Below are 19,823 nucleotides of genomic sequence, written 5' to 3'. Positions count from 1 at the left end.
CGCTTCCTCCGCGAGCAGTATCAGGGTCCATAAGGGACAACTCCAGCGAAGTTGAGTCTATTCCGCTCAGGGTGGCCGGCAGGCATCCTCCTGAAGCCGCCTGCGCAAGTGGCGCCGGCAGGTGCGGGCACCTAACGTGAAAGTCATGGATGAGGCCGCCGCGCGGGAGTACCGCACCTGGTCCGGCTCTGTCCGGTTCACCCCCGGCCGGCACCTCGAACCCGCGGACGAGGGTGAACTCGCCCGCATCATCGGCCGGGCCCGCGAACACGGTCACACCGTCCGGCCCCGCGGGAGCGGGCACTCCTCCACACCGCTGATCGCCTCCGAGGACGTCCTGGTGTCCCTGGACGGCCTATCCGGACTCATCGATCACGACACCGAGGCCGGCCTGGCCCGACTCGGCGCGGGCACCACCCTGGACCAGGCGGGTGCGGAGTTGGCGCAGGTGGGCCTGGCGATGGAGAACTTCGGCGACGTGTCCTACCAGACCCTGGCCGGGGCGATCGGCACCGGCACCCACGGCACCGGGCTCCAGTTCGGCAACCTGTCCACCCTGTTGGCCGGCGGGCGGATGGTCACCGGGACCGGGGAGGTGCTCGACTTCGGGTTCGACGACGACGCGTCCCCGGCCACCGCGCCGCCGCCGGGCAGCCGCCCGGTCGGCGGTGACGACGGCATCGCCAGGGCAGGGGCCGGCGCGGGTCGCACCGAGGATGCGCTGCTGCGGGCGATCGGGGTGTCGCTGGGCACGATCGGGGTAATGACGGCGGTGACCATCCGCGCCACCCCCGAGTACGACCTGCGCCGCCTGGAGTGGAGCGCGGGCGCGGAGTGGGCCATCGACCACTTCCTGGAGTTGTCCCTGACCAACCGCAACGCCGACATCTACTGGTACCCCCGCAGGGACGAGGTCAAGGTGCGCACGCTGAACCTGCCCGAGCACACCGCCTCCGTGATGCCGGCAGACGCCCACGTGGTGACCGAGCAGACCGGCCCCAGCCACGAGATCATCCCGACCGTGCCCCCGTTGCGCTTCGATGAGATGGAGTACCTGTTCCCGTTGGAGGTCGGCATGGACGTGTTCCAGGCGGTGCGGGAACGCATCAAGTCCCGCCACCGTCACCACGTGGCCTGGCGGGTTCTGGTACGCACCATCGCGGCCGATGACCTGATGCTGTCCAATGCCACCGGGCACGATTCGATGAGCATCGCCCTGCTGCACAACGCCGACCTGCCCGAGGACCCCTACTTCGCGGACATGGAACCGTTGCTGCTGGATTACGGCGGTCGCCCGCACTGGGGCAAGAAGCACTCCCGCACGGCCACCCACCTGGCACCGATGTACCCGCAGTGGCAACACTTCCAGCAGATCCGGCGCCGGCACGACCCGGACGGGGTGCTGATGAACGACTACCTGCGTTCGTTGCTGGAGCAGGACCAGGACGGCGCGAACGGGGGCCAGTCATGACCGAGCAGTTGGGGCATCGCATCTGGGTCTTCCCGGCCGGGTGCATCCCGGCCACCGGCACCGGGGCGGAGCCGGAGTTCACCAGCCGTGAGGAGTTGTGCCTGCTCAACCCCGGGCCGCAGGACGCCACCGCCGAGATCGAGGTGCTGCGGGCCGATGAGGACCCATTGGGGCCGTTCACCCTGGCGGTCGGTGCGCGGCGGGTGCGGCATGTGCGGATCAACGACCTGTTCGACCCGGTGCCGGTTCCGCTGGGGGTCCCCTACGGGTTGATCGTGCGCACCGAGCACCCGGTGGTAGCCCAGGTGGTGCGCACCGACACCCGTCGCGACGGCCTGACGGTGTCGGCGATGCAGGGGTACGGAACCGGCTAGGGCCAAGTGGTCGCTCCCGGCATCCCCACGGTCCGGTGTTCCTCCGCCCCCTGGCGTCGCAAGGCGCTGCAAGGGCCCCGGGTACTGCCGCCCCCTGGCGCGTCCGCGCGCCACGGTGCACGCTGGGCAGATGGGTACCACTGCTGAGACCTCGCGACCTCCTGCCGCTCCGGCCTGGCCCCGCAGCACCACGGAGGTGAACGAGGACAGTCTGAACACCCTGCACCGGTGGTGGCGGGCCGCGAACTACCTGTCGGTCGGACAGATCTACCTGATGGCCAACCCGCTCCTGGACGAGCCGTTGCAACCCGAGCACATCAAGCCGCGGCTGCTCGGCCACTGGGGCACCACCCCGGGCCTGACGTTCACCTACGCGCACATGAACCGCGCCATCATCGACCGGGCCCTGGACGCCATCTACGTCACCGGTCCCGGTCACGGCGGGCCTGCCCTGGTCTCCGCCTCCTACCTGGAGGGCACCTGGACCGAGGCCTACTCCGACGTCACCCAGGACACCGAGGGCATGCGCCGGTTGTTCAAGCAGTTCTCCTTCCCCGGCGGGGTGCCCAGTCACGTCGCTGCCGATGTTCCCGGGTCGATCAACGAGGGCGGCGAGTTGGGCTATTCGCTCTCCCATGCCTACGGCGCCGCATTCGACAATCCCGATCTGCTGGTGGTCACCGTCGTCGGCGACGGTGAGGCCGAGACCCGGACCACTGGCCACCAGTTGGCACGGCAACAAGTTCCTCAACCCGCGCACCGACGGGGTGGTGCTGCCGATCCTGCATCTCAACGGTTTCAAGATCGCCAACCCGACCGTGCTGGACCGCATCGGGGAGACCGAGTTGTTGGAACTGATGCGCGGATACGGACACAACCCGCACCTGTTCACCGCCGGGTTCGATGACGAACCGGTCGCCGACACGCACCGCCGCTACGCCGAACTACTCGACGGCGTGCTGGATGAGATCGCCGACATCAAGGCCCGCGCCGCCGAGGGCGATGAGGCCCGCCCCGCGTGGCCGATGATCATCCTGCGCACGCCCAAGGGATGGACCGGACCGGTCACGGTCGACGGCAACGTGGTCGAGGGATCCTGGCGTTCCCACCAGGTGCCCCTGGCGAAGGCCCGCGACGACGACGAGCACCTGCGCCTGCTCGAAGAATGGTTGCGTTCGTACCACCCGGGCGACCTGTTCGACGACGACGGTGCTCCGTCGTCGGACATCACCGGCCTCTGCCCGCAGGGGCGACAACGGATGAGCGGCAACCCCCATGCCAACGGCGGGCTCCTGCTGCGCGACCTGCGCCTGCCCGATCACCGCGATTTCGCCGTCGACGTTCCCGCCCCCGGCGCGCGCATCGACGAGCCCACCAAGGTGCTGGGACGGTGGCTGACCGAGGTGATCCGGGCCAACCCGGACAACTTCCGCATCTTCGGCCCGGACGAGACGGCCTCGAACCGGCTATCGGGGGTCTACGACGTCACCGCGAAGCAGTGGAACGCCGAGTACCGCGACATCGATGAGGACGATGATCTGGCACCCAGCGGCCGGGTGGTGGAGATGCTGTCGGAGCACATGTGCCAGGGATGGCTGGAGGGCTACCTGCTGAGCGGCCGGCACGGGATGCTGAACTCCTACGAGGCGTTCATCCACATCGTCGACTCGATGTTCAACCAACACGCCAAGTGGCTCAAGGTCACCCAGGAGATCCCCTGGCGGGCACCGATACCGTCGCTGAACTACCTGCTGTCCTCGCACGTGTGGCGCCAGGACCACAACGGCTTCTCCCACCAGGACCCCGGCTTCATCGACCATGTGATGAACAAGAAGGCGGAGGTGGTACGGGTGTACCTGCCACCGGACGCGAACACGTTGCTGAGCGTCTACGACCAGATCCTGGGCACCCGGGACTTCGTCAACGTGGTGGTGGCCGGCAAGCAACCCGGTCCGCAGTGGCTGGACATGGAGGCCGCGATCGCCCACTGCGCCCGCGGCGTGGGGGTGTGGGACTGGGCCGGCTCCGAGGTGGAAGGGCAGGACCCGGACGTGGTGCTGGCCTGCGCCGGGGACATTCCCACCATCGAGACCCTGGCTGCGGCCGGCCTGCTGCGCGAGTACCTGCCGGACCTGAAGGTGCGGGTGGTGAACGTGGTGGACCTGATGCGCCTGCAGGATGACCGGGAGCACTCGCACGGGATGTCCGATCGCGACTTCGACACGGTGTTCACCAAGGACAAGCCGATCCTCTTCGCCTACCACGGCTACCCGTGGCTGATCCATCGACTGACCTACCGGCGCACGAACCACCCGAACCTGCACGTGCGCGGATACAAGGAGGAGGGCACCACCACCACACCGTTCGACATGGTGATGCTGAACGACTTGGACCGCTACCACCTGGTGATGGACGTGATCGACCGGGTGCCGCAGTTGGGCAGCCGGTACGCCGGATTGCGCCAGGAGATGGGCGATGCCCGCCTGAAGGCCCGGCAGTACACCCGCGACCACGGTGTGGACATCCCCGAGGTAGCCGACTGGGTGTGGCCGGACGCGGCCGACTCGGGCACCGTCTCCGGCTCGAACGCCCAAGCGGCTGCGACCGATACCGGCGCGGACCACGGCTGAGCCGTCGCCGCACGATGGCACACTCGAGGAATGACTTCGTGGATCTGGCGCCCGGTAGGCGCAGTCCTGCTCGCGCTCGTGGTGCTCACCGGCTGCGTGCGGCTGGACGGCGGGGTGACCATCAGCACCGATGACACCCTCTCCGGTGACGTTGTGGTCGCCGTCAGCCAGGCCTGGGCCGAGGCCAATGGTCAGGATCCCTACGCGCTGCAGCGCATCCTGGACGAGGAGATCGCCGCGGCCCCGGATGCCGGCATCGCCGCGGAGCCGTTCGAGGACGGCGAGTACATCGGGGCCACGTTAACGCTGACGGACGTGCCGATCGAGCGGATCGAGGAGTCCACCTCCGGCGCACTGATCGTCGCCGCCGAGGAGGACGGACACATCGTGGCCGGCCGGTTCGGTGACCTCGACCTCACCGCACCGGACGGCGCCGAGGAGGACGATCAGGTCGCCACGCCGTGGATGATCGACTTGTCGGTGACCTTCCCGGAGGCTGTCACCGACCACGACGGCACCCTGGTGGGCCGCACCGTCTCCTGGGACCTGGAGCCCGGTGATGACACCCTCTTCGCCACCACGCAGGCAGCGGCTTCTCCCTACCGGTTCCGGTTCCGGTGCTGCTGTTCGGGCTGCTGCTGGTGGGGACCGGCCTCTGGCTCGTCATCAGCCGACGACGGCGGCAGGCAGCGGGCGAGCAGCACTGACTTGCCGTAGGTGACCGACCCGGGCGGGCAGCCGACCCGTGCAGCGAACGGTACTCGGTGTGCTGTGAGGATGGAGGAAGGCCCGGCCTCTCGGGGGACCGGGGCCTTGTGGCCCGAGTGGCTACCTCAACCCTCCTCGACTGGGTGCACGCGTCCTGTCCGGCGTCGGTGGCCGAGCCCGATGACGAGAGCCCTGAGGCGGGGGTCGGCGACCTCCCGGTCTCTCACCCGAGCGGTCAACTGCACAGTTATCCCCAGGCCGGGCGTACCCGCGTAGCTATCCACAGCGCCAAAACGATTCGAACGTTTGTCGGAGGTGGGTTGTAGGTTCGACTCATGTCCATCACCCAGGTCCCACCGATGATCCAGGCACCGGCCGCGTTGGCTCAGGTCGCCTCGGTCGTTGGCGAGATTGCTGCCGGTGGGTGGTGGCGGGTGGGTGAGTCAGACCTGGGCGAGGCGCTGGCGCAGGCGGGTCGGATTCGTCACGAGGTGGCCCGGCTGGAGGCACACGCCGCGGCCGAAGCGATCTCTCGCGGGTTGCCCGCAGGCCAGGGAATGACGGCGGTGGACTACCTGGTCAAGGTGGCCAGCCAGTACGCCCCGGCGCCACCGCGGGGGCAAGCGATCCACACCGCGCGCATCGCCGAAACGATCAACAACCCCTCCCCCGGTGTGGAGAACACCCTGACCGGGTTCGATGCCGGGCTGATCAGCACCTCCAAGGCCTCAGCGATCATTCAGTTCCACCACGAGGTGGAACCGATCTCCGAGGCCGAGGCGCTTGCCACCACGATGAAGACGATCAACGAAGGCGCGACCGACCAGGTCGAACATTCGGACCCGAAGAACGACAAGAACGACGAAAACCACGCCGGGGGCGACGACGGGGATGCCGCCGAAGGCGGGGCACCGGTGCGCCGATGCGGGTGGACCGACCGGCAGCTGGCGCTCCTGCTGCGCCGGGCACGGCGAACCATCAAACCACCCAAGGACTTGGAAGCCGAAGAGAACGGGCAACGAACTCGCCGAGCCCTCTACACCCTGCCCGCAGCCGGCGGGATGACCGAGTACCGGGTCCTCCTCGACCCCGAAGGGGCGGCCATCATCGACGCCACCTTGTCAGCGCTGTCCAAACCGCAGCCGGCCGAGGACGGCACCCCCGATCCGCGCAGCGCACCACGCCGCCGGGCCGACGCCCTGGTCACCATCATCCAACGGGGCGTAGCCGCCCCCGAGGGAACCCCCCAGACCACCAAGGCCCAAGTATTCATCACCATCCCCCTCAGTGACCTACAGTCCAAGACCAACGGCGCCGGAATCACGATGACCGGGCAGGTGCTCTCCCCGGAAACCGTGCGGCGCATGGCCTGCGATGCCTCGATCATCCCCGCAGTGCTGGGCACCGAGGGCGAAATCCTCGACCAGGGCCGTGATGAGCGCCTGTTCACCCGCGCCCAACAACGAGCCCTCTGGCATCGCGACAAGGGATGCTCATTCCCAGGCTGCACCATCCCTGCTCAGTGGTGCCAAGCCCACCACGTCCAGTTCTGGGCCCACGGCGGACACACCAACCTGGACAACGCAGCCCTGCTATGCCAACGCCACCACACCCACGTCCACAGCAATGACCTAACCGCCACCGTCACACCCACCGGAGTCACCTGGCACACCTGAACACCCCGCCCCACACCCGGCCACCACCGCCGGGCCCATGGCATGCGCAGAGACCGGAACGCGGGCCGGGTGGAACAGGGCAGGAGCAGAACAGCAGCAGAGCAACAGCAGAGCAGGAGCAGGAGCAGGAGCGATGCTCACACTCCGGCGCCCACACGGAGCGAATCACGACGCACCCTTGCGCCAGACATCAATGACCCTCCACACCGCAACGACAGGGCGCCCCAAGAGCGGCGCAAACCGGGCAGCGTCACTGGAGTACGGCTCGGCGGTGCGCCCAGGGGGCGGCGCGCTCCAGGTCCGCGGCCAGGGACAGCAGCACGTCCTCACCCCCGGGTGCCACCGAGGCCAGCGTGACGCCGAAGGGCAATGCCGGCTCGCCGTCGTCGGGTTCGGCGTGGTGCAGCGGGAGGGAGATCGCGGCCTTGCCTATGATGTTCAGGCTGGAGGTCCACGGAGTGAACTCCATCTGGGCCTGGAAGTCCGCGGCCGGGTCCTCATCGTTGCGGATCGCGCCGATCGCCGGTGGTGGGGTAGCCAGCGACGGGGTGAGGATCACGTCGAAGTCGGCCCACCGGCGTGCGGCCTGGCGGGTGAGGCGCTGCCCGCCGAACACGGCTTCGGCGTAAGTCGGCCCGGTGACATCCTTGCCGGCCTCGCGCAGCCACCGGGTGAGCGGGCGCAGGGCGCTCTCACCCCCGGGCGGCAGCGGGATGGAGGTGGCCAGGACGGCCCACATCGGACGGAACGGGGCCCACTCCTCGGCATTGAAGGGAACCGGGGCGGTATCGAGGTGGTGGCCCATGCCGGTGAGCAGGCGCGCCGCCTGGTCCACGGCGGCCAGGGCCTGGGGATGGATCCCCGCATCGGCGATGATCGGTTCGGTGAGCACCCCGATCCGGAGCGGCGCGGCGGAGCGGGCGGCGGCCTCGGCGAAACTGGTCGCGACGGGCGGGGCGCTGTAGGTATCGCCGGGCCAGGCGTGGGCCAGGACGTCCAGCGCGATCGCGGTGTCGGCAACGGTGCGGGTGAGGACGCCGTTGGTGGACAGGCCGGGGCCATCCAGGCCGTGCGGGCCGGGGCTGATGCGCCCGCGTGCGGGCTTCAAGCCCACCAAGCCACAAGCCCCGGCGGGGATGCGGATCGAACCGCCTCCGTCTGAGCCGTGGGCGATCGGGGTGATGCCTGCTGCCACTGCGGCCGCCGCGCCACCGGATGAGCCGCCTGCGGTCCGGGAGAGGTCCCATGGATTGCGGGCCGGCGGGGCGACGTCGGGCTCGGTGTAACAGGGGAACCCGAACTCGGGGGTATTGGTCTTGCCGATCATGGTGGTCCCGGCCCGGCGCAGCAGGGTCACCACGCCGTCGTCGACCTCGGGCACGTAGCCCTGCAGCGCCGCGCTACCGGCGGTCATCGGGACCCCGGCGACCTGGTTCAGGTCCTTGATCGGCAGCGGCACGCCGGCCAGCGGCGGCAGGTCAGCCTCGTCGTCGGCCGCGTCGATGGCGCGCTGGACCGCCCTGGCTTGTTCCAGGGCCAGTTCGGGGGTGACGGTGATGAACGCGCCGATCCGGTCATTGAGTTCTGCTGCACGGTCCAGCGCGTGCTGGGTTACCTCGACCGCACCGAGTTCGCCCTTGGCGATGGTGGCGGCCAGTTCAACGGCAGTGAGATCATCCAGGTCAGACATACCGCGAGCCTACTCTCGGGGAGGTCTGCACCCGGCTCACCGAGTCAACCAGCGCGGACGTCCCTGTTGACCGATGCCTGCTCCTGCGCTGCCAGTCCGTCAGACCCCACCACGATCCCGGAGCCGGGCCTCCAGGTACCCTGTACGGCGCCACCCCTCAATGGCCGCAAGCCCGCACCATCCACTCGTGAAGCACCGTCGCCCGAAACCGAAAGGCCCTCCCCGTTGCGCGCCCTCTATAAGCCCGGCCCGCGTGCTGGTCTAGAACTTGTCGAACGTCCCGAGCCTGAGCCTGGTCGGGCCGAGGTGAAGATCCGGGTGTTGACTACCGGGATCTGCGGTACCGATCTGCATATTCGTAACTGGGACTCCTGGGCGGCCTCGATGGTGAGGGCTCCCTATATTCCCGGGCATGAGTTCTATGGCGAGGTGGTGGCCGTGGGGGACTTGGTGCAGGACGTCAAGGTCGGTGACAAGGTCTCCGGTGAGGGTCATATCGTGTGCGGGACCTGCCGTAACTGCCGCGCCGGGCAACGCCAGCTGTGCATCCGCACCATCTCGGTGGGGGTGCAGCGCGATGGTGCTTTCGCGGAGTTCGTGGTGATCCCGGAGGAGAACGTGTGGGTGCACAACTTCCGGGAGGGGCAACAGCCCATCACTGCCGAACTGGGTGCGATCTTCGACCCCTTCGGCAATGCGGTGCACACCGCGTTGAAGTTCTCGGTGGTGGGTGAGGACGTGTTGATCACCGGCGCCGGGCCGATCGGGTTGATGGCCGCGGCCGTGGTGCGCCATGTGGGTGCCCGGTATATCGCGATCACCGATGTGTCCGCGCCCCGGTTGGCTCTGGCCGAGCGGATGGGGGTGGACCTGACGGTGGATGTGTCCAGGACCAGCATCGAGTGGGCTTTCGGGGAGCTGGGTCTGAAGGAGGGGTTCGATGTGGGCCTGGAGATGTCCGGTCACCCCGATGCGCTGCCGGAGATGATCCGGGATATGAACCACGGGGGCCGTATCGCGCTGCTGGGGCTGCCTACCGAGTCCATCGACATCGACTGGTCGGTGGTGGTGACCCACATGCTCACGTTGCAGGGGATCTACGGACGGGAGATGTTCGAGACCTGGAACGCCATGGCCGCGATGCTGAGTTCGTCCACCTGGCTGCACCACACCATCTCCTCGGTGATCACCGACGTGCTGCCCGCCACCCAGTGGGAGCGCGGCTTCGAGATCGCCGCCAACGGCACCAGCGGCAAGGTCGTCCTGGACTGGTCCACCCTCTCCTGAGCCTGGACTGGTCCGTCCTCTCCTGAACCTGGACTGGTCCACCCTCTCCTGAGCAGGTTCCGTAGGCTGGGCGCCGAGACCGGTCGAGTGCGGCGAGACCGGCCTCGGCAACGACCGGTCTGACGCCCGTTCGACCGGTCTCAGCGATTCCACGCCCCGCAGCCCGAAAGGACGCCCCCGATGGTCACCACGATGCGCACCGAACTACAGCATGAGTTGGAGAGGAGTTGCGCGAGTCCGGGCTGTACAAGGCCGAACGGGCCATCACCACCCCCCAGTCGGCGCAGATCCGGGCCGGAGCCCTGGGCGCGGAGCCGGCTTCGGTGCTGAACTTCTGCGCCAACAACTACCTCGGCCTGGCCGACGACCCGCGCATCATCGCCGCGGCCAAGAGCGCCCTGGACCAACGCGGCTTCGGGATGGCCTCGGTGCGGTTCATCTGCGGCACCCAGGACCGGCACCTGGAACTGGAGCAGCGGGTCAGCCAGTTCCTGGGCACCGAGGACACGATCCTGTTCTCGTCCTGTTTCGACGCCAACACCGGACTGTTCGAGATCCTCCTCGACGCCCGCGACGCCGTCATCTCCGACCAGTTGAACCACGCCTCGATCATCGACGGCATCCGGCTGTGCAAGGCCTCCCGGTTCCGCTACGCCAACCGCGACATGGGCGACCTGCGCGCGCAGCTTCAAGCAGCGGCCGACGGCGGGGCTCGCCGGATCCTGGTCGTCACCGACGGCGTGTTCTCGATGGATGGCTACCTGGCACCGCTACGCCAGATCTGCGATCTGGCCGAGGAGTTCGGCGCACTGGTGATGGTTGACGACTCCCACGCCACCGGTTTCATGGGAGCAACCGGCGCCGGGACTCCCGAGCACGCGGGCGTGAGCGACCGGGTGGACATCTACACCGGTACCTTCGGCAAGGCCCTTGGTGGCGCCTCGGGCGGGTACGTCTCCGGGCGGGCGGAGATCGTCGCGATCCTGCGCCAGCGGGCCCGGCCCTATCTGTTCTCCAACTCCCTGGCCCCCTCGATCGTGGCAGCCACCTTCACCGCCCTGGACCTGGTGGCGGACGCCGGGGAGTTGCGCGAGCAACTGTTCGCCAACGCCGCCCACTTCCGCCGCCGGATGTCCGAGGAAGGCTTCGACCTGCTGGAGGGGGAGCATCCGATCATCCCGGTGATGTTCGGCGATGCGGTGCTGGCCTCCAAGGTCGCCGAGCAGATGCTGGCCCGCGGGGTGTTCGTGACCGCGTTCTCCTTCCCGGTGGTGCCCCGGGGAGCGGCGCGGATCCGGGTGCAGCTCTCCGCCGCGCACACCGCCGAGCACATCGAGGAATGCGTCGCGGCGTTCGTCGCCTCCCGGGAGGCCGCCGCGGCCGAGGGCTAGGGTTCGGGCCCACCGGGCGCCTGGTGGAAGGATGGCCGGGTGCTGTACGTGCTGGTGATCCTCGCTGTGTTCATCGGCGCCCTGGCCCAACGGGCCACCGGTCTGGGCTTCGCGATGATCTCTGCGCCGGTGCTGGTGTTGCTACTCGGCGCGTTCGACGGCGTACTGCTGGTGAACCTGTGCGGCGCGGTCGCAGCGCTGCTCATCATCACCCGGGTGTGGCACCTGATCGACTGGCGGCAGTTCTGGTTGCTCACCGTCCCGGCCCTCGTCGCGGTGGTGCCCGGCACGATCATCTCGGTGCTGTTCACCGGCCCGGGCCTGCAGATCATCGTGGGGGTGATCCTCATCGTGGCGCTCACCGCCTCGCTCATCGTGCGGCGCAGTTTCCGTCCCGTGGCGATCACGCCGAGTGCGCTCCTGAGTGGAGCGGTCTCCGGATTCACCAACACCACCGCCGGAGTGGGCGGACCGGCGCTGAGCGTGCATGCGGTGCTGACCCGGTGGGACCATCGGGCATTCGCCGCCACCATCCAGCCCTACTTCGTCGTCAGCGGCATGGTCGCCTTCATCGCCAAGGTCGCCGCCGCCCCTGAAGGTCTACCGGCCTATGCCTGGTGGTTGTGGCTGATGATCGTCGGGGCGATCTTGACCGGGCTTGCAGCCGGGGAGTGGGTCAGCACCCGGATCAGCGCCAGGGCGGCGCGCATCGCCGTCATCCTGCTCGCCTACGGCGGCGGGGTCGTGGCCGTCATCGATGGCGCGCTGGCTGCCGGATGATGACGCGCGGCGATCAACGGCCTTGCTCGCCCTCGGTGCCGTCCTCGGATGTTCGGGCCGGGTCCGTTCCGTCGGCGTACTCACCCGTCTCATAGTCGTACTCGACGGGGTTACCCTCATCATCGGTGCGCTGGTACCACGCGGTGAACTCCTCATCCGAGGTGTCCATGGCCTCGCCGGTGGCGTACTCATCGGGCGGGGTCACCGGTTCGACACTGAGGACCCAGTGGTCCCCGTACTCCTCCACTCCGCGCTCGACGGCCTTCTCGAGCGCCCAGTTCTCATACGTGTAGCGGATCACCTGCGGGTCGTTGCGCAACTCCCGCACCAAGGCCACTGCCATAGCGATGATGATGAGGGAGAACGGTAAGGCCGTCACGGTGACCAGGTTCTGCAGTCCGGTGAGGGCGTCCTCGTCACCGACCAGCAGGATGACCACGGCGATACCGGCCATGCACATCGCCCAGAAGACCGTGATGGGCCGCTTGGGTTCGGGGTTTCCTTTCTGCGACATCTGCGAGTTGACCAGCGAGGCGGAGTCGGCGGTGGTGATGAAGAAGACCGCCAGGATCACGATCACCAGCGGGGCCAGGACCGCGCCGCCCGGCAGTTGGTCGATGACGACGTAGAAGATCTCCTCCGGTGCCGGCAGTGACTGCGCTGTACCGTCGGGTGCGACCTCCCCGTGCTCGCGTTGCAGCCAGATCGAGGTGCCGCCCAGGAGGGTGAACGCCCCGACGATGATGGACGAGGGAATGAGCAGGACCCCGAGGACGAATTGGCGGATCGTTCGTCCGCGGCTGATCTTGGCGACGAAAACCCCCACGAACGGGGCCCAGCTCACCCACCAGGCCCAGTAGAAGGTGGTCCACGCGGTGAGGAACTCCTGGGTCGGCTCCCCGTCGGACATGGTGGCTCCGAGCATCTCGGGCATCGAGCCGAAGTACTCCACGACGACGCCCGGGATGACGTTGAGGAGGAACGCCGTCGGGCCGACCACGAAGAAGAACACCGCGAGCCCGACCGACAGGACCAGGTTGACGTTGGACACCGGCGAATGCCCCGCTAGATGCCAGAGACCGCCGAGACGATCGTCCCGGCGGTCAGGGTCACGATGATGACGATCGCGATGGTGTTCCCGGTTGTGCCGATACCACTGACGATCTCCACTCCCCGAGCGATCTGCAGCGCACCGATCCCAGGCTCGCAGCCGTTCCGAACAGAGTGGCGAAGATGGCCAGGCCGTCGATGATCCGAGCGCCGGCACCGCTTGCTCTACCGTTCCACAAGGGCGTCAGCACCGAGCTCATCAACGGCACCCGACCGCGGCGGTAGGAGACGTAGGCGACGCAGAGTCCCACGATCGCGTAGATCGCCCATGCGTTGATTCCCCAGTGCAATGCGGCTTGAGCCATCGCACCCCGGACGGCCTCTGCGGTGGCGGGCTCGTAGAGTCCGGGGAGGGTCGCTCCTGCCGTTCGAGGGCGAACGTCCGGACTACCCGGACGCCTGAGGAATTTCGCCCTCAACCTAGCGAATAGGTGCCCAAAGCGCGTCCAGACACGAACAGACGCCGGCAGGGCTCGTCCATTCACCTCCCGCGTCGGACTCCGCTGCCGCCAGACCAGCCTGAACCACGACCAGGCCTCCGGTGCGCCGCCCGGCCTCCGGAGCGCCGGCCCCCGGTCCGCCGGCCCCCCGTTGGTCTGCTGTCCCGGCAGCCATTGCTGTGCCATGTCATATGCCGCAGCGGTTAGGCTGTCCCGGACATCGAAGTTCATACGGAGAGGACCGTCGTGACCGACACTCGCATCTGGCTCGAGGACGTCGCAGGCAGTGAGGCCCTGGACTGGGTTCGCGCCCGCAACGCGGAGAAGGCCGCGGACCTGGCCGCCACCCCGGAATTCGCCCGCGCCAAGGACCGCATCACCGCGATCCTGGACTCCGACGACAAGATCCCCGAGGTCTCCAAGATCGGTGCGCACTACTACAACTTCTGGAAGGACGCCCAGCACGAGCGCGGCATCTGGCGACGTACCACTCTGGAGTCCTACCGCACCGAGAACCCGGACTGGGAGACGGTCCTGGATGTGGACGCCCTCAACGAGGCCGAGCAAGAGAACTGGGTCTGGCACGGGGTCAGCGTGCTGCCGGGCGCCGACCAGGAGTACCGGCTCGCGATGATCCACCTGTCCCGTGGTGGCGCCGACGCCGACGTCTCCCGGGAGTTCGACCTGCACACCCGCCGGTTCGTCGAGGGCGGCTTCTATCGCCCCGAGGCCAAGGGCGGCACCTCCTGGATCGATGAGGACACCCTGTTCGTCCACACCGACACCGGTGCGGGCAGCATGACCTCCTCCGGCTACCCGCGGATCACCCGCCGTTGGCGCCGCGGCACCCCGCTCGAACAGGCTGAGGCCGTCTTCGAGGGTGAGCACGACGACATGTCGGTCGCCGCGATGCACGATTCCACTCCGGGTTTCGAGCGCGACTTCGTGGTGCGGGCGCTGGCCTTCTACAACGCCGAGATCCACCTGCTGGACGGAACGGAACTACGCCGGATCGAGGTGCCCAGCTCCGCAGAGATCATGGTGCACCGCGAGTGGCTGGCGATCGAGTTGCGGAAGGACTGGACCCCGGCCGGGACCACCTACTCCGGCGGCTCCCTGCTGGTAACCGACTTCGATGACTTCATGGCCGGCTCTCGTGAGTTCCAGGTGCTCTACTCCCCCACTCCGTCCACCTCGTTGATCGGTGCCACCTGGACCCGACACCACCTGGTACTGAACATCCTGGATGACGTCAAGCACCGGCTCGAGGTGCACACCCCGGGACCGGATGGCACCTTCACCTCCGAACCCTTCACCGGTGCCGAGGACGGCGCTGTCGGCACGGTCCGCGTCGGCGCGGTCGATCCCAAACGCAGCGACGACCTGTGGCTGGTCACCACCGACTTTCTCAGCCCGACCACGCTCTGGCTCGCCCGGGCGGACGGAGAGCCGGAGAAGCTCAAGTCGATGCCGGCGTTCTTCGACGCCGCCGGCCTGGTCGCCGAGCAGTACTTCACCACCTCCGACGACGGAACCCGGGTGCCGTACTTCCTGGTGCGCCGCGAGGACCTCACCTTCGACGGCACCGCGCCGACCCTGATGTACGGCTACGGCGGCTACGAGATCCCGATGCTGCCGAACTACAACGCCGCCCTGGGCGCCGCCTGGTTGGAGGAGGGCGGGGTGTATGTCCTGACCAACATTCGCGGCGGCGGAGAGTACGGCCCGGCCTGGCACCAGGCGGCGATGCGGGAGAACCGACACCTGGCCTACCAGGACATGGCCGCTATCGCCCGGGACGTGGTCGAGCGCGGTGTCACCTCGCACGACCGGATCGGCGTGCAGGGCGGATCCAACGGTGGTCTGCTCACCGGGAACATGCTGGTGCACTACCCCGAGCTCTTCGGTGCGATCGTCATCCAGGTGCCGCTGCTGGACATGGAGCGCTACCACCTGCTGCTTGCCGGTGCGTCCTGGATCGCGGAGTTCGGCGACGACCCGGACGTCCCCGGCGACCGGGAGTTCCTGCGCACGTTCTCCCCGTACCACCTGTTCGAGCCCGATGCGGAGTACCCGCCGGTGCTGTTCACCACCTCCACCCGCGATGACCGGGTGCACCCCGGGCACGCCCGCAAGATGGCGGACCTGATGATCGAGGCGGGCAAGGACGTGACCTACTACGAGAACATCGAAGGTGGTCACGGCGGGGCGGCCACGAACGCCCAGGCCGCCCACATGCAAGCGCTGGTCTACCGATTCCTGGCCGAGCGCCTCGACCGGAACTGAGTCCGGCCGCCGGCCGAGGGTCTGCGAGCGGGTCGAGTCCGGTCGCCGGTCCGAGCGGTCCGAGCGGTCCGGACGGTCCGGACGGTCCGGGCGGCTCAGCGCCGCCCGGTGCCGGCGGCCGGCCCGCTCGGCGGACCACTACGCGCCGTTGACCTCGTCGCGCCACGCGATCCACCGGTCGAAGCCGGTCATGTCGTAGTCCGGGCCGGAGGTGCCCAGGGTGAACAGGCGCACGCCCTGGGCGCGCAGCGCTTCCCCTGACTCAGCCGGTTCGGGCAGCGTGTTCCCGTCCCGGCCGCGGGGGCCGGCGCCCGCAGAGACCTCGATCTCACCCACGTCCCGGCCCACGGCGTCGCAGTGCGCCCGCAGCACCGAGAGCTTGTGGTCCAGTTCCGCACCCGTGGCGAAGGAGTGCCAGATGTCGGCGTGCTCGGCCACCATGCGCAGCGTCTTCTTCTCCCCGGCGCCACCGATCAGCAGCGGCATCGGCCCGGCAGGGGCGGGATTGAGCACGTCCAGCCGGTGCCGGATCCGGGGTAGCGCCTCGCCCAGTGCATCCAAGCGGGTGCCGGGGGTGCCGAACTCGTACCCGTAGGCCTCGTAGTCCTTCGCGAACCAACCGGCACCCAGACCCAGGATCAACCGACCACCGCTGATGTGGTCGACCGTGCGGGCCATGTCCGCAAGCAGGTCCGGGTTCCGGTAGGAGTTGCACGCGACCAGGGCACCCAGCTGGATGCTGGAGGTCTGCTCCGCCCACGCACCGAGCATGGTCCAGCACTCGAAGTGCTTGCCATCGGGGTCACCGTTGAGGGGGAAGAAGTGGTCCCAGTTGAACGCGACGTCGACTCCAATGTCCTCGGCGCGGCGTACCGCGTCGCGGATCGCGGCGTAGTCGGCGTGCTGGGGCTGGATCTGCACGGCGATGCGCACCGGACGCTGCTGTGCCGTCGTCGGGCTCTGTGCGGGCGTCGGGTTCTGGGCGGTGCCAGGGCTCTGTTCGGTCATGAAAAGCATTGTGGCAGTCAGGCCGACCGGCCTATTCTGCATCCATGCGGTCGAAAACCAGGGCGAACGGGCGACAACGGTCCTTCATCGAGCAGGCACGCCGGGCCCAGATCGTCAGGGCCGCGATCGAAACCGTGGCCGAGACCGGGTACTCCGGGGCCTCGCTGTCCCGGATCGCGCGGCGCGCCGGCATCAGCAAGAGCGTGATCTCCTATCACTTCGCCGGCAAGGACGACCTGCTCACCCAGGTGGTGACCGACTTCTTCGCTGACACCGAGGCTCACATGCGCGCCGAGCTCGCGGCGGCGAGGACTGCCACCGACCTGATCCGCACCTGGGTCAGCGCTCAGATCGACTACTTCGCCCGGCATCGCGCTCAGTTCCTGGCCATGACCGAGATCGTGATGAACCATCGCGACGCCGCGGGCGCGCGGCCGTTCCTGGAGGTGATCGCCGGGGAGGTCGAGGCGATCAGCCGCATCCTCACCGACGGTCAGCGGGCCGGGGAGTTCCGCGACTTCGTCGTCACCGACGTCGCCGTCATCATCATCCGCGCCACCGAGGGTGTGCTCGGGGCCTGGATGGCCGACGAGCACACCGACCTCGATGCCCAGACCGCAGCCCTGATCGACTTCATCGACCACGCCATCCGGAACCAGCCACCGCCGAACCCACCACCTCACCACGCCACCCAGGGGGCCTGACATGACCGGTACACCGGACCCGAACGAGCCGGACGCCAATACCAACGCCGCCGCCAGTACTCCTGGCACCACCGGCGACGACCCCGACGAACGCCCGGTCCCGCGCCAGTTGCGCCCACCGCAGCACCGGCTTGAACGCTCGGTCACCACGTTGTGGATCCTGCAGGCGCTGGTCTTCCCCGGCCTGCTGCTGGCCGGTTCGATCGTGGCTTACGTGCTGTGGGAAGCGGCCCGGCCGTGGCTGATCGCCGCGATCATCATCTCCGCACTGGGGACGTTGGTGAGCGTCGCCGTGGAGCCCTGGTGGCGCTTCGCGGTGCACCGCTGGGAGGTCACCGACGAAGCCGTCTACGCCCGCAGCGGGTGGGTCGTGAAGGAGTGGCGGGTCGCGCCGATCTCCCGCATCCAGACCGTGGACTCCGTCCGTGGACCCTTCGAGCAGCTGCTGGGGCTGGCCACGGTGCGTGTCACCACCGCATCATCCTCGGGGGCCATCGAGATCAACGGCCTGGACGCCGACGTGGCGGCCGACGTCGCCGAGCGCCTGACCCTGATCACCGAGCGTACCCCGGGGGATGCCACGTGAGCGGCGAGGAGATCCGCGCGGACGACACGACGCGGGCCGACATCTCCGGCGACGTGGCCACCAGCACCGCGCCACTGGTGCAGACCGACGCACCCTGGCAGCGTCTGCACTCCCGGATGATCTGGGTGGACGCGCTGCAAACGGTCATCTCCCTGGCGCCGGGCATCGTGGCGATCACGGTGTTCGACGTCGAGGCCGACATGAGCAGCATGTGGCCGTTCGTGGCGATCGCGGTCTTCGGCGTCCTCGGGGCCATCAGCGACGCGCTGCGCTGGGTCTTCACCCGCTACCGGGTCAGCGAGGACTACGTCGAACGGCGCACCGGTGTGCTGGTGCGCCGGTACCGTTCGGTACGCCGGGACCGGATCCGATCGGTCGACGTCGAGGCCCGGCTGCGACACCGGCTGTCCGGGCTGCGCATCGTGCGGATCGGCGCCGGGCAGCAGAGCGCCGCCGGGGAGGCCGCCTTCGACCTGGACGCCGTGCTGGCAGCAGACGCCGAGCAACTACAGCGCATCCTGCTGCGGGACCGCCGTCGGCCCTCGAGCGGCACCGTCGCGGCGGGGCGGACCCCGCAGTCACCAGACGACGGCGACCACCAGGTGGAGGCCGAGTCCACAGACGCCGGCAGCCAGGGCAGCGACGATCCCATGCCAGAGCGGGCACCGCAGATCCTCAGCCGGCTGCAGCCGCGATGGGTGCTCTACAACCTGTTCAACATCTGGGCCCTGGTGCTGGCCGCCGGAGTGCTCTGGGGCGGTTTCTGGCTCGCGGCGACGTTCAACCTCGACGTACTCAGTTACGGCCGGAACCTGGTGGCATGGGACGATCTGGATTGGGCCGGCCGGACCGCGATCGCGGTGGGCGTGGTGGCGATGGTCGGTGTGCTGGGCATGGCGATCACGTTCTTCACCTCGCACTGGAGGTTCGAACTCTCCCGGGTGTTCGGTGCCGAGACCACCATGCTGCGCACCCGCCAAGGCCTGTTCCACACCAAGGAGGTGAACCGGGACGAGGGCCGGATCCGGGGCGTGGCGATCGCCGAACCGTTGCTGTGGCGCTGGCTCGGTGTCACCGATACCACCGTGATCACCACCGGGTTGGACGCATGGTCCTCCTCCGATCCGACCACGATTCTGCCGCGGGGTCCGCGCGCGGTGGCCTGCCGGGTCGGCGGCGAGGTGCTGCAGACCGACGTCAATCCGATCACCGCCCCGTTGCAGCCGCACCCGGGTGCGGCGTTGCGGCGCCGGTTGTGGTGGGCGCTGGCGACCGCGGCGATCGTGACCGGTGTGCTGTGGTGGCTGGCGCGGACCGACGTCATCGGATTCGGATGGATCTGGACAGGAGCGGTGCTGCTGCCCTTCGCCGTCGGCGCGGCGCTGGTCGCCTACCGCGCCCTCGGACACACGATCGCGGGCGCGTATGTGGTGATGCGTTCGGGGCTGCTCAGCCGGTACACCACCGCGCTGCAGCGCGATGCGGTGAGCACCGTCGCAGTGAGCGAATCGTTGTTGCAGCGCCGCCTCGGGCTGCGCTCCGTATCCGCGATGACCGCTGCGGGCGATGGTGCCTACGACGCACCGGACGTGCCGGCGGACTCGGCTGCGGAGTTGGCGAACCTCGCCTCCGACGGTCTGCTCGAACCGTTCCTGGTGCACCCGGGCCGGCCTGCGGACTGA

13 protein-coding genes and 3 pseudogenes are annotated in these 19,823 nt (G+C 68.6%); 12 read left to right on the top strand and 4 right to left on the bottom strand.

The window, feature by feature from the left end; translation table 11 throughout:
* The first annotated feature begins 145 nt into the window (after positions 1-145).
* From ACRRRO_RS08715 to ACRRRO_RS08695, 5 genes and pseudogenes are all read left to right on the top strand, one after another.
* Positions 146-1,471, top strand: coding sequence for a D-arabinono-1,4-lactone oxidase (locus tag ACRRRO_RS08715; RefSeq protein ID WP_424795423.1), 1,326 nt, complete (start codon positions 146-148; stop codon positions 1,469-1,471).
* On the top strand, positions 1,468-1,845 hold the full coding sequence (locus ACRRRO_RS08710; protein WP_424795424.1) for a sensory rhodopsin transducer: 378 nt from the start codon (positions 1,468-1,470) through the stop codon (positions 1,843-1,845). Before ACRRRO_RS08715 ends, ACRRRO_RS08710 begins: the two co-directional genes overlap by 4 nt.
* A 130-nt stretch (positions 1,846-1,975) precedes the next feature.
* Positions 1,976-4,475, top strand: a pseudogene (locus ACRRRO_RS08705) (phosphoketolase family protein).
* A gap of 30 nt (positions 4,476-4,505) precedes the next feature.
* A complete protein-coding gene (locus ACRRRO_RS08700) occupies positions 4,506-5,192 on the top strand; it encodes an LppM family (lipo)protein (protein WP_434081397.1) in 687 nt (228 codons plus the stop codon).
* 326 nt (positions 5,193-5,518) lie between these two features.
* Positions 5,519-6,859, top strand: coding sequence for a DUF222 domain-containing protein (locus tag ACRRRO_RS08695; protein WP_424795427.1), 1,341 nt, complete (start codon positions 5,519-5,521; stop codon positions 6,857-6,859).
* Positions 6,860-7,109: 250 nt separating this feature from the next.
* Here the strand turns inward: ACRRRO_RS08695 and ACRRRO_RS08690 are convergent, their stop codons facing one another.
* Positions 7,110-8,549 carry an amidase gene (locus ACRRRO_RS08690; protein WP_424795428.1) on the bottom strand — a complete coding sequence of 480 codons (1,440 nt, stop codon included), beginning with the start codon at positions 8,547-8,549 and terminating at the stop codon, positions 7,110-7,112.
* Between the two features lie 225 nt (positions 8,550-8,774).
* On the opposite strand from ACRRRO_RS08690, the gene tdh reads away from it, so the two are divergent.
* The 3 genes and pseudogenes from tdh to ACRRRO_RS08675 all read left to right on the top strand — a co-directional run bounded on the left by tdh (position 8,775) and on the right by ACRRRO_RS08675 (position 12,007).
* Positions 8,775-9,836, top strand: a complete 1,062-nt coding sequence (gene tdh, locus ACRRRO_RS08685; RefSeq protein WP_424795429.1) for an L-threonine 3-dehydrogenase — start codon at positions 8,775-8,777, stop codon at positions 9,834-9,836.
* 192 nt (positions 9,837-10,028) lie between these two features.
* A pseudogene (locus tag ACRRRO_RS08680) lies at positions 10,029-11,227 on the top strand (glycine C-acetyltransferase).
* A gap of 39 nt (positions 11,228-11,266) precedes the next feature.
* A complete protein-coding gene (locus ACRRRO_RS08675) occupies positions 11,267-12,007 on the top strand; it encodes a TSUP family transporter (RefSeq protein WP_424795431.1) in 741 nt (246 codons plus the stop codon).
* A 13-nt stretch (positions 12,008-12,020) separates the two neighbouring features.
* Here ACRRRO_RS08675 and ACRRRO_RS08670 read toward each other — a convergent pair whose 3' ends face one another.
* Both ACRRRO_RS08670 and ACRRRO_RS08665 read right to left on the bottom strand, forming a co-directional pair.
* On the bottom strand, positions 12,021-13,058 hold the full coding sequence (locus ACRRRO_RS08670; protein ID WP_434081396.1) for a BCCT family transporter: 1,038 nt from the start codon (positions 13,056-13,058) through the stop codon (positions 12,021-12,023).
* Between the two features lie 202 nt (positions 13,059-13,260).
* Positions 13,261-13,422: pseudogene (locus ACRRRO_RS08665) on the bottom strand (BCCT family transporter); the annotation flags it as partial.
* Between the two features lie 381 nt (positions 13,423-13,803).
* On the opposite strand from ACRRRO_RS08665, the gene ACRRRO_RS08660 reads away from it, so the two are divergent.
* Positions 13,804-15,843 (top strand): prolyl oligopeptidase family serine peptidase, encoded by a 2,040-nt coding sequence (locus tag ACRRRO_RS08660; RefSeq protein WP_434081395.1) that lies wholly within the window; start codon positions 13,804-13,806, stop codon positions 15,841-15,843.
* Between the two features lie 138 nt (positions 15,844-15,981).
* Here ACRRRO_RS08660 and ACRRRO_RS08655 read toward each other — a convergent pair whose 3' ends face one another.
* On the bottom strand, positions 15,982-16,851 hold the full coding sequence (locus tag ACRRRO_RS08655; RefSeq protein WP_424795434.1) for an LLM class F420-dependent oxidoreductase: 870 nt from the start codon (positions 16,849-16,851) through the stop codon (positions 15,982-15,984).
* A gap of 44 nt (positions 16,852-16,895) precedes the next feature.
* Here ACRRRO_RS08655 and ACRRRO_RS08650 point away from each other — a divergent pair, with 44 nt between their 5' ends.
* From ACRRRO_RS08650 to ACRRRO_RS08640, 3 genes are read left to right on the top strand one after another with little or no spacing between them, the layout of a single operon-like run.
* Positions 16,896-17,555 carry a TetR/AcrR family transcriptional regulator gene (locus tag ACRRRO_RS08650; protein WP_424795435.1) on the top strand — a complete coding sequence of 220 codons (660 nt, stop codon included), beginning with the start codon at positions 16,896-16,898 and terminating at the stop codon, positions 17,553-17,555.
* A 1-nt stretch (position 17,556) separates the two neighbouring features.
* Positions 17,557-18,141: a PH domain-containing protein gene (locus ACRRRO_RS08645; protein ID WP_424795436.1), complete on the top strand. Its 585-nt coding sequence runs from the start codon at positions 17,557-17,559 to the stop codon at positions 18,139-18,141.
* On the top strand, positions 18,138-19,823 hold the full coding sequence (locus ACRRRO_RS08640) for a PH domain-containing protein (protein WP_424795437.1): 1,686 nt from the start codon (positions 18,138-18,140) through the stop codon (positions 19,821-19,823). Before ACRRRO_RS08645 ends, ACRRRO_RS08640 begins: the two co-directional genes overlap by 4 nt.

The sequence above is a fragment of the Sanguibacter sp. Z1732 genome (assembly GCF_051020515.1).
In the GTDB taxonomy this organism is placed as follows: domain Bacteria; phylum Actinomycetota; class Actinomycetes; order Actinomycetales; family Beutenbergiaceae; genus CALKWS01.
The sequence above is the reverse complement of the archived record's forward strand: the minus strand, read 5'-3'. Positions and strand labels throughout refer to the sequence as shown.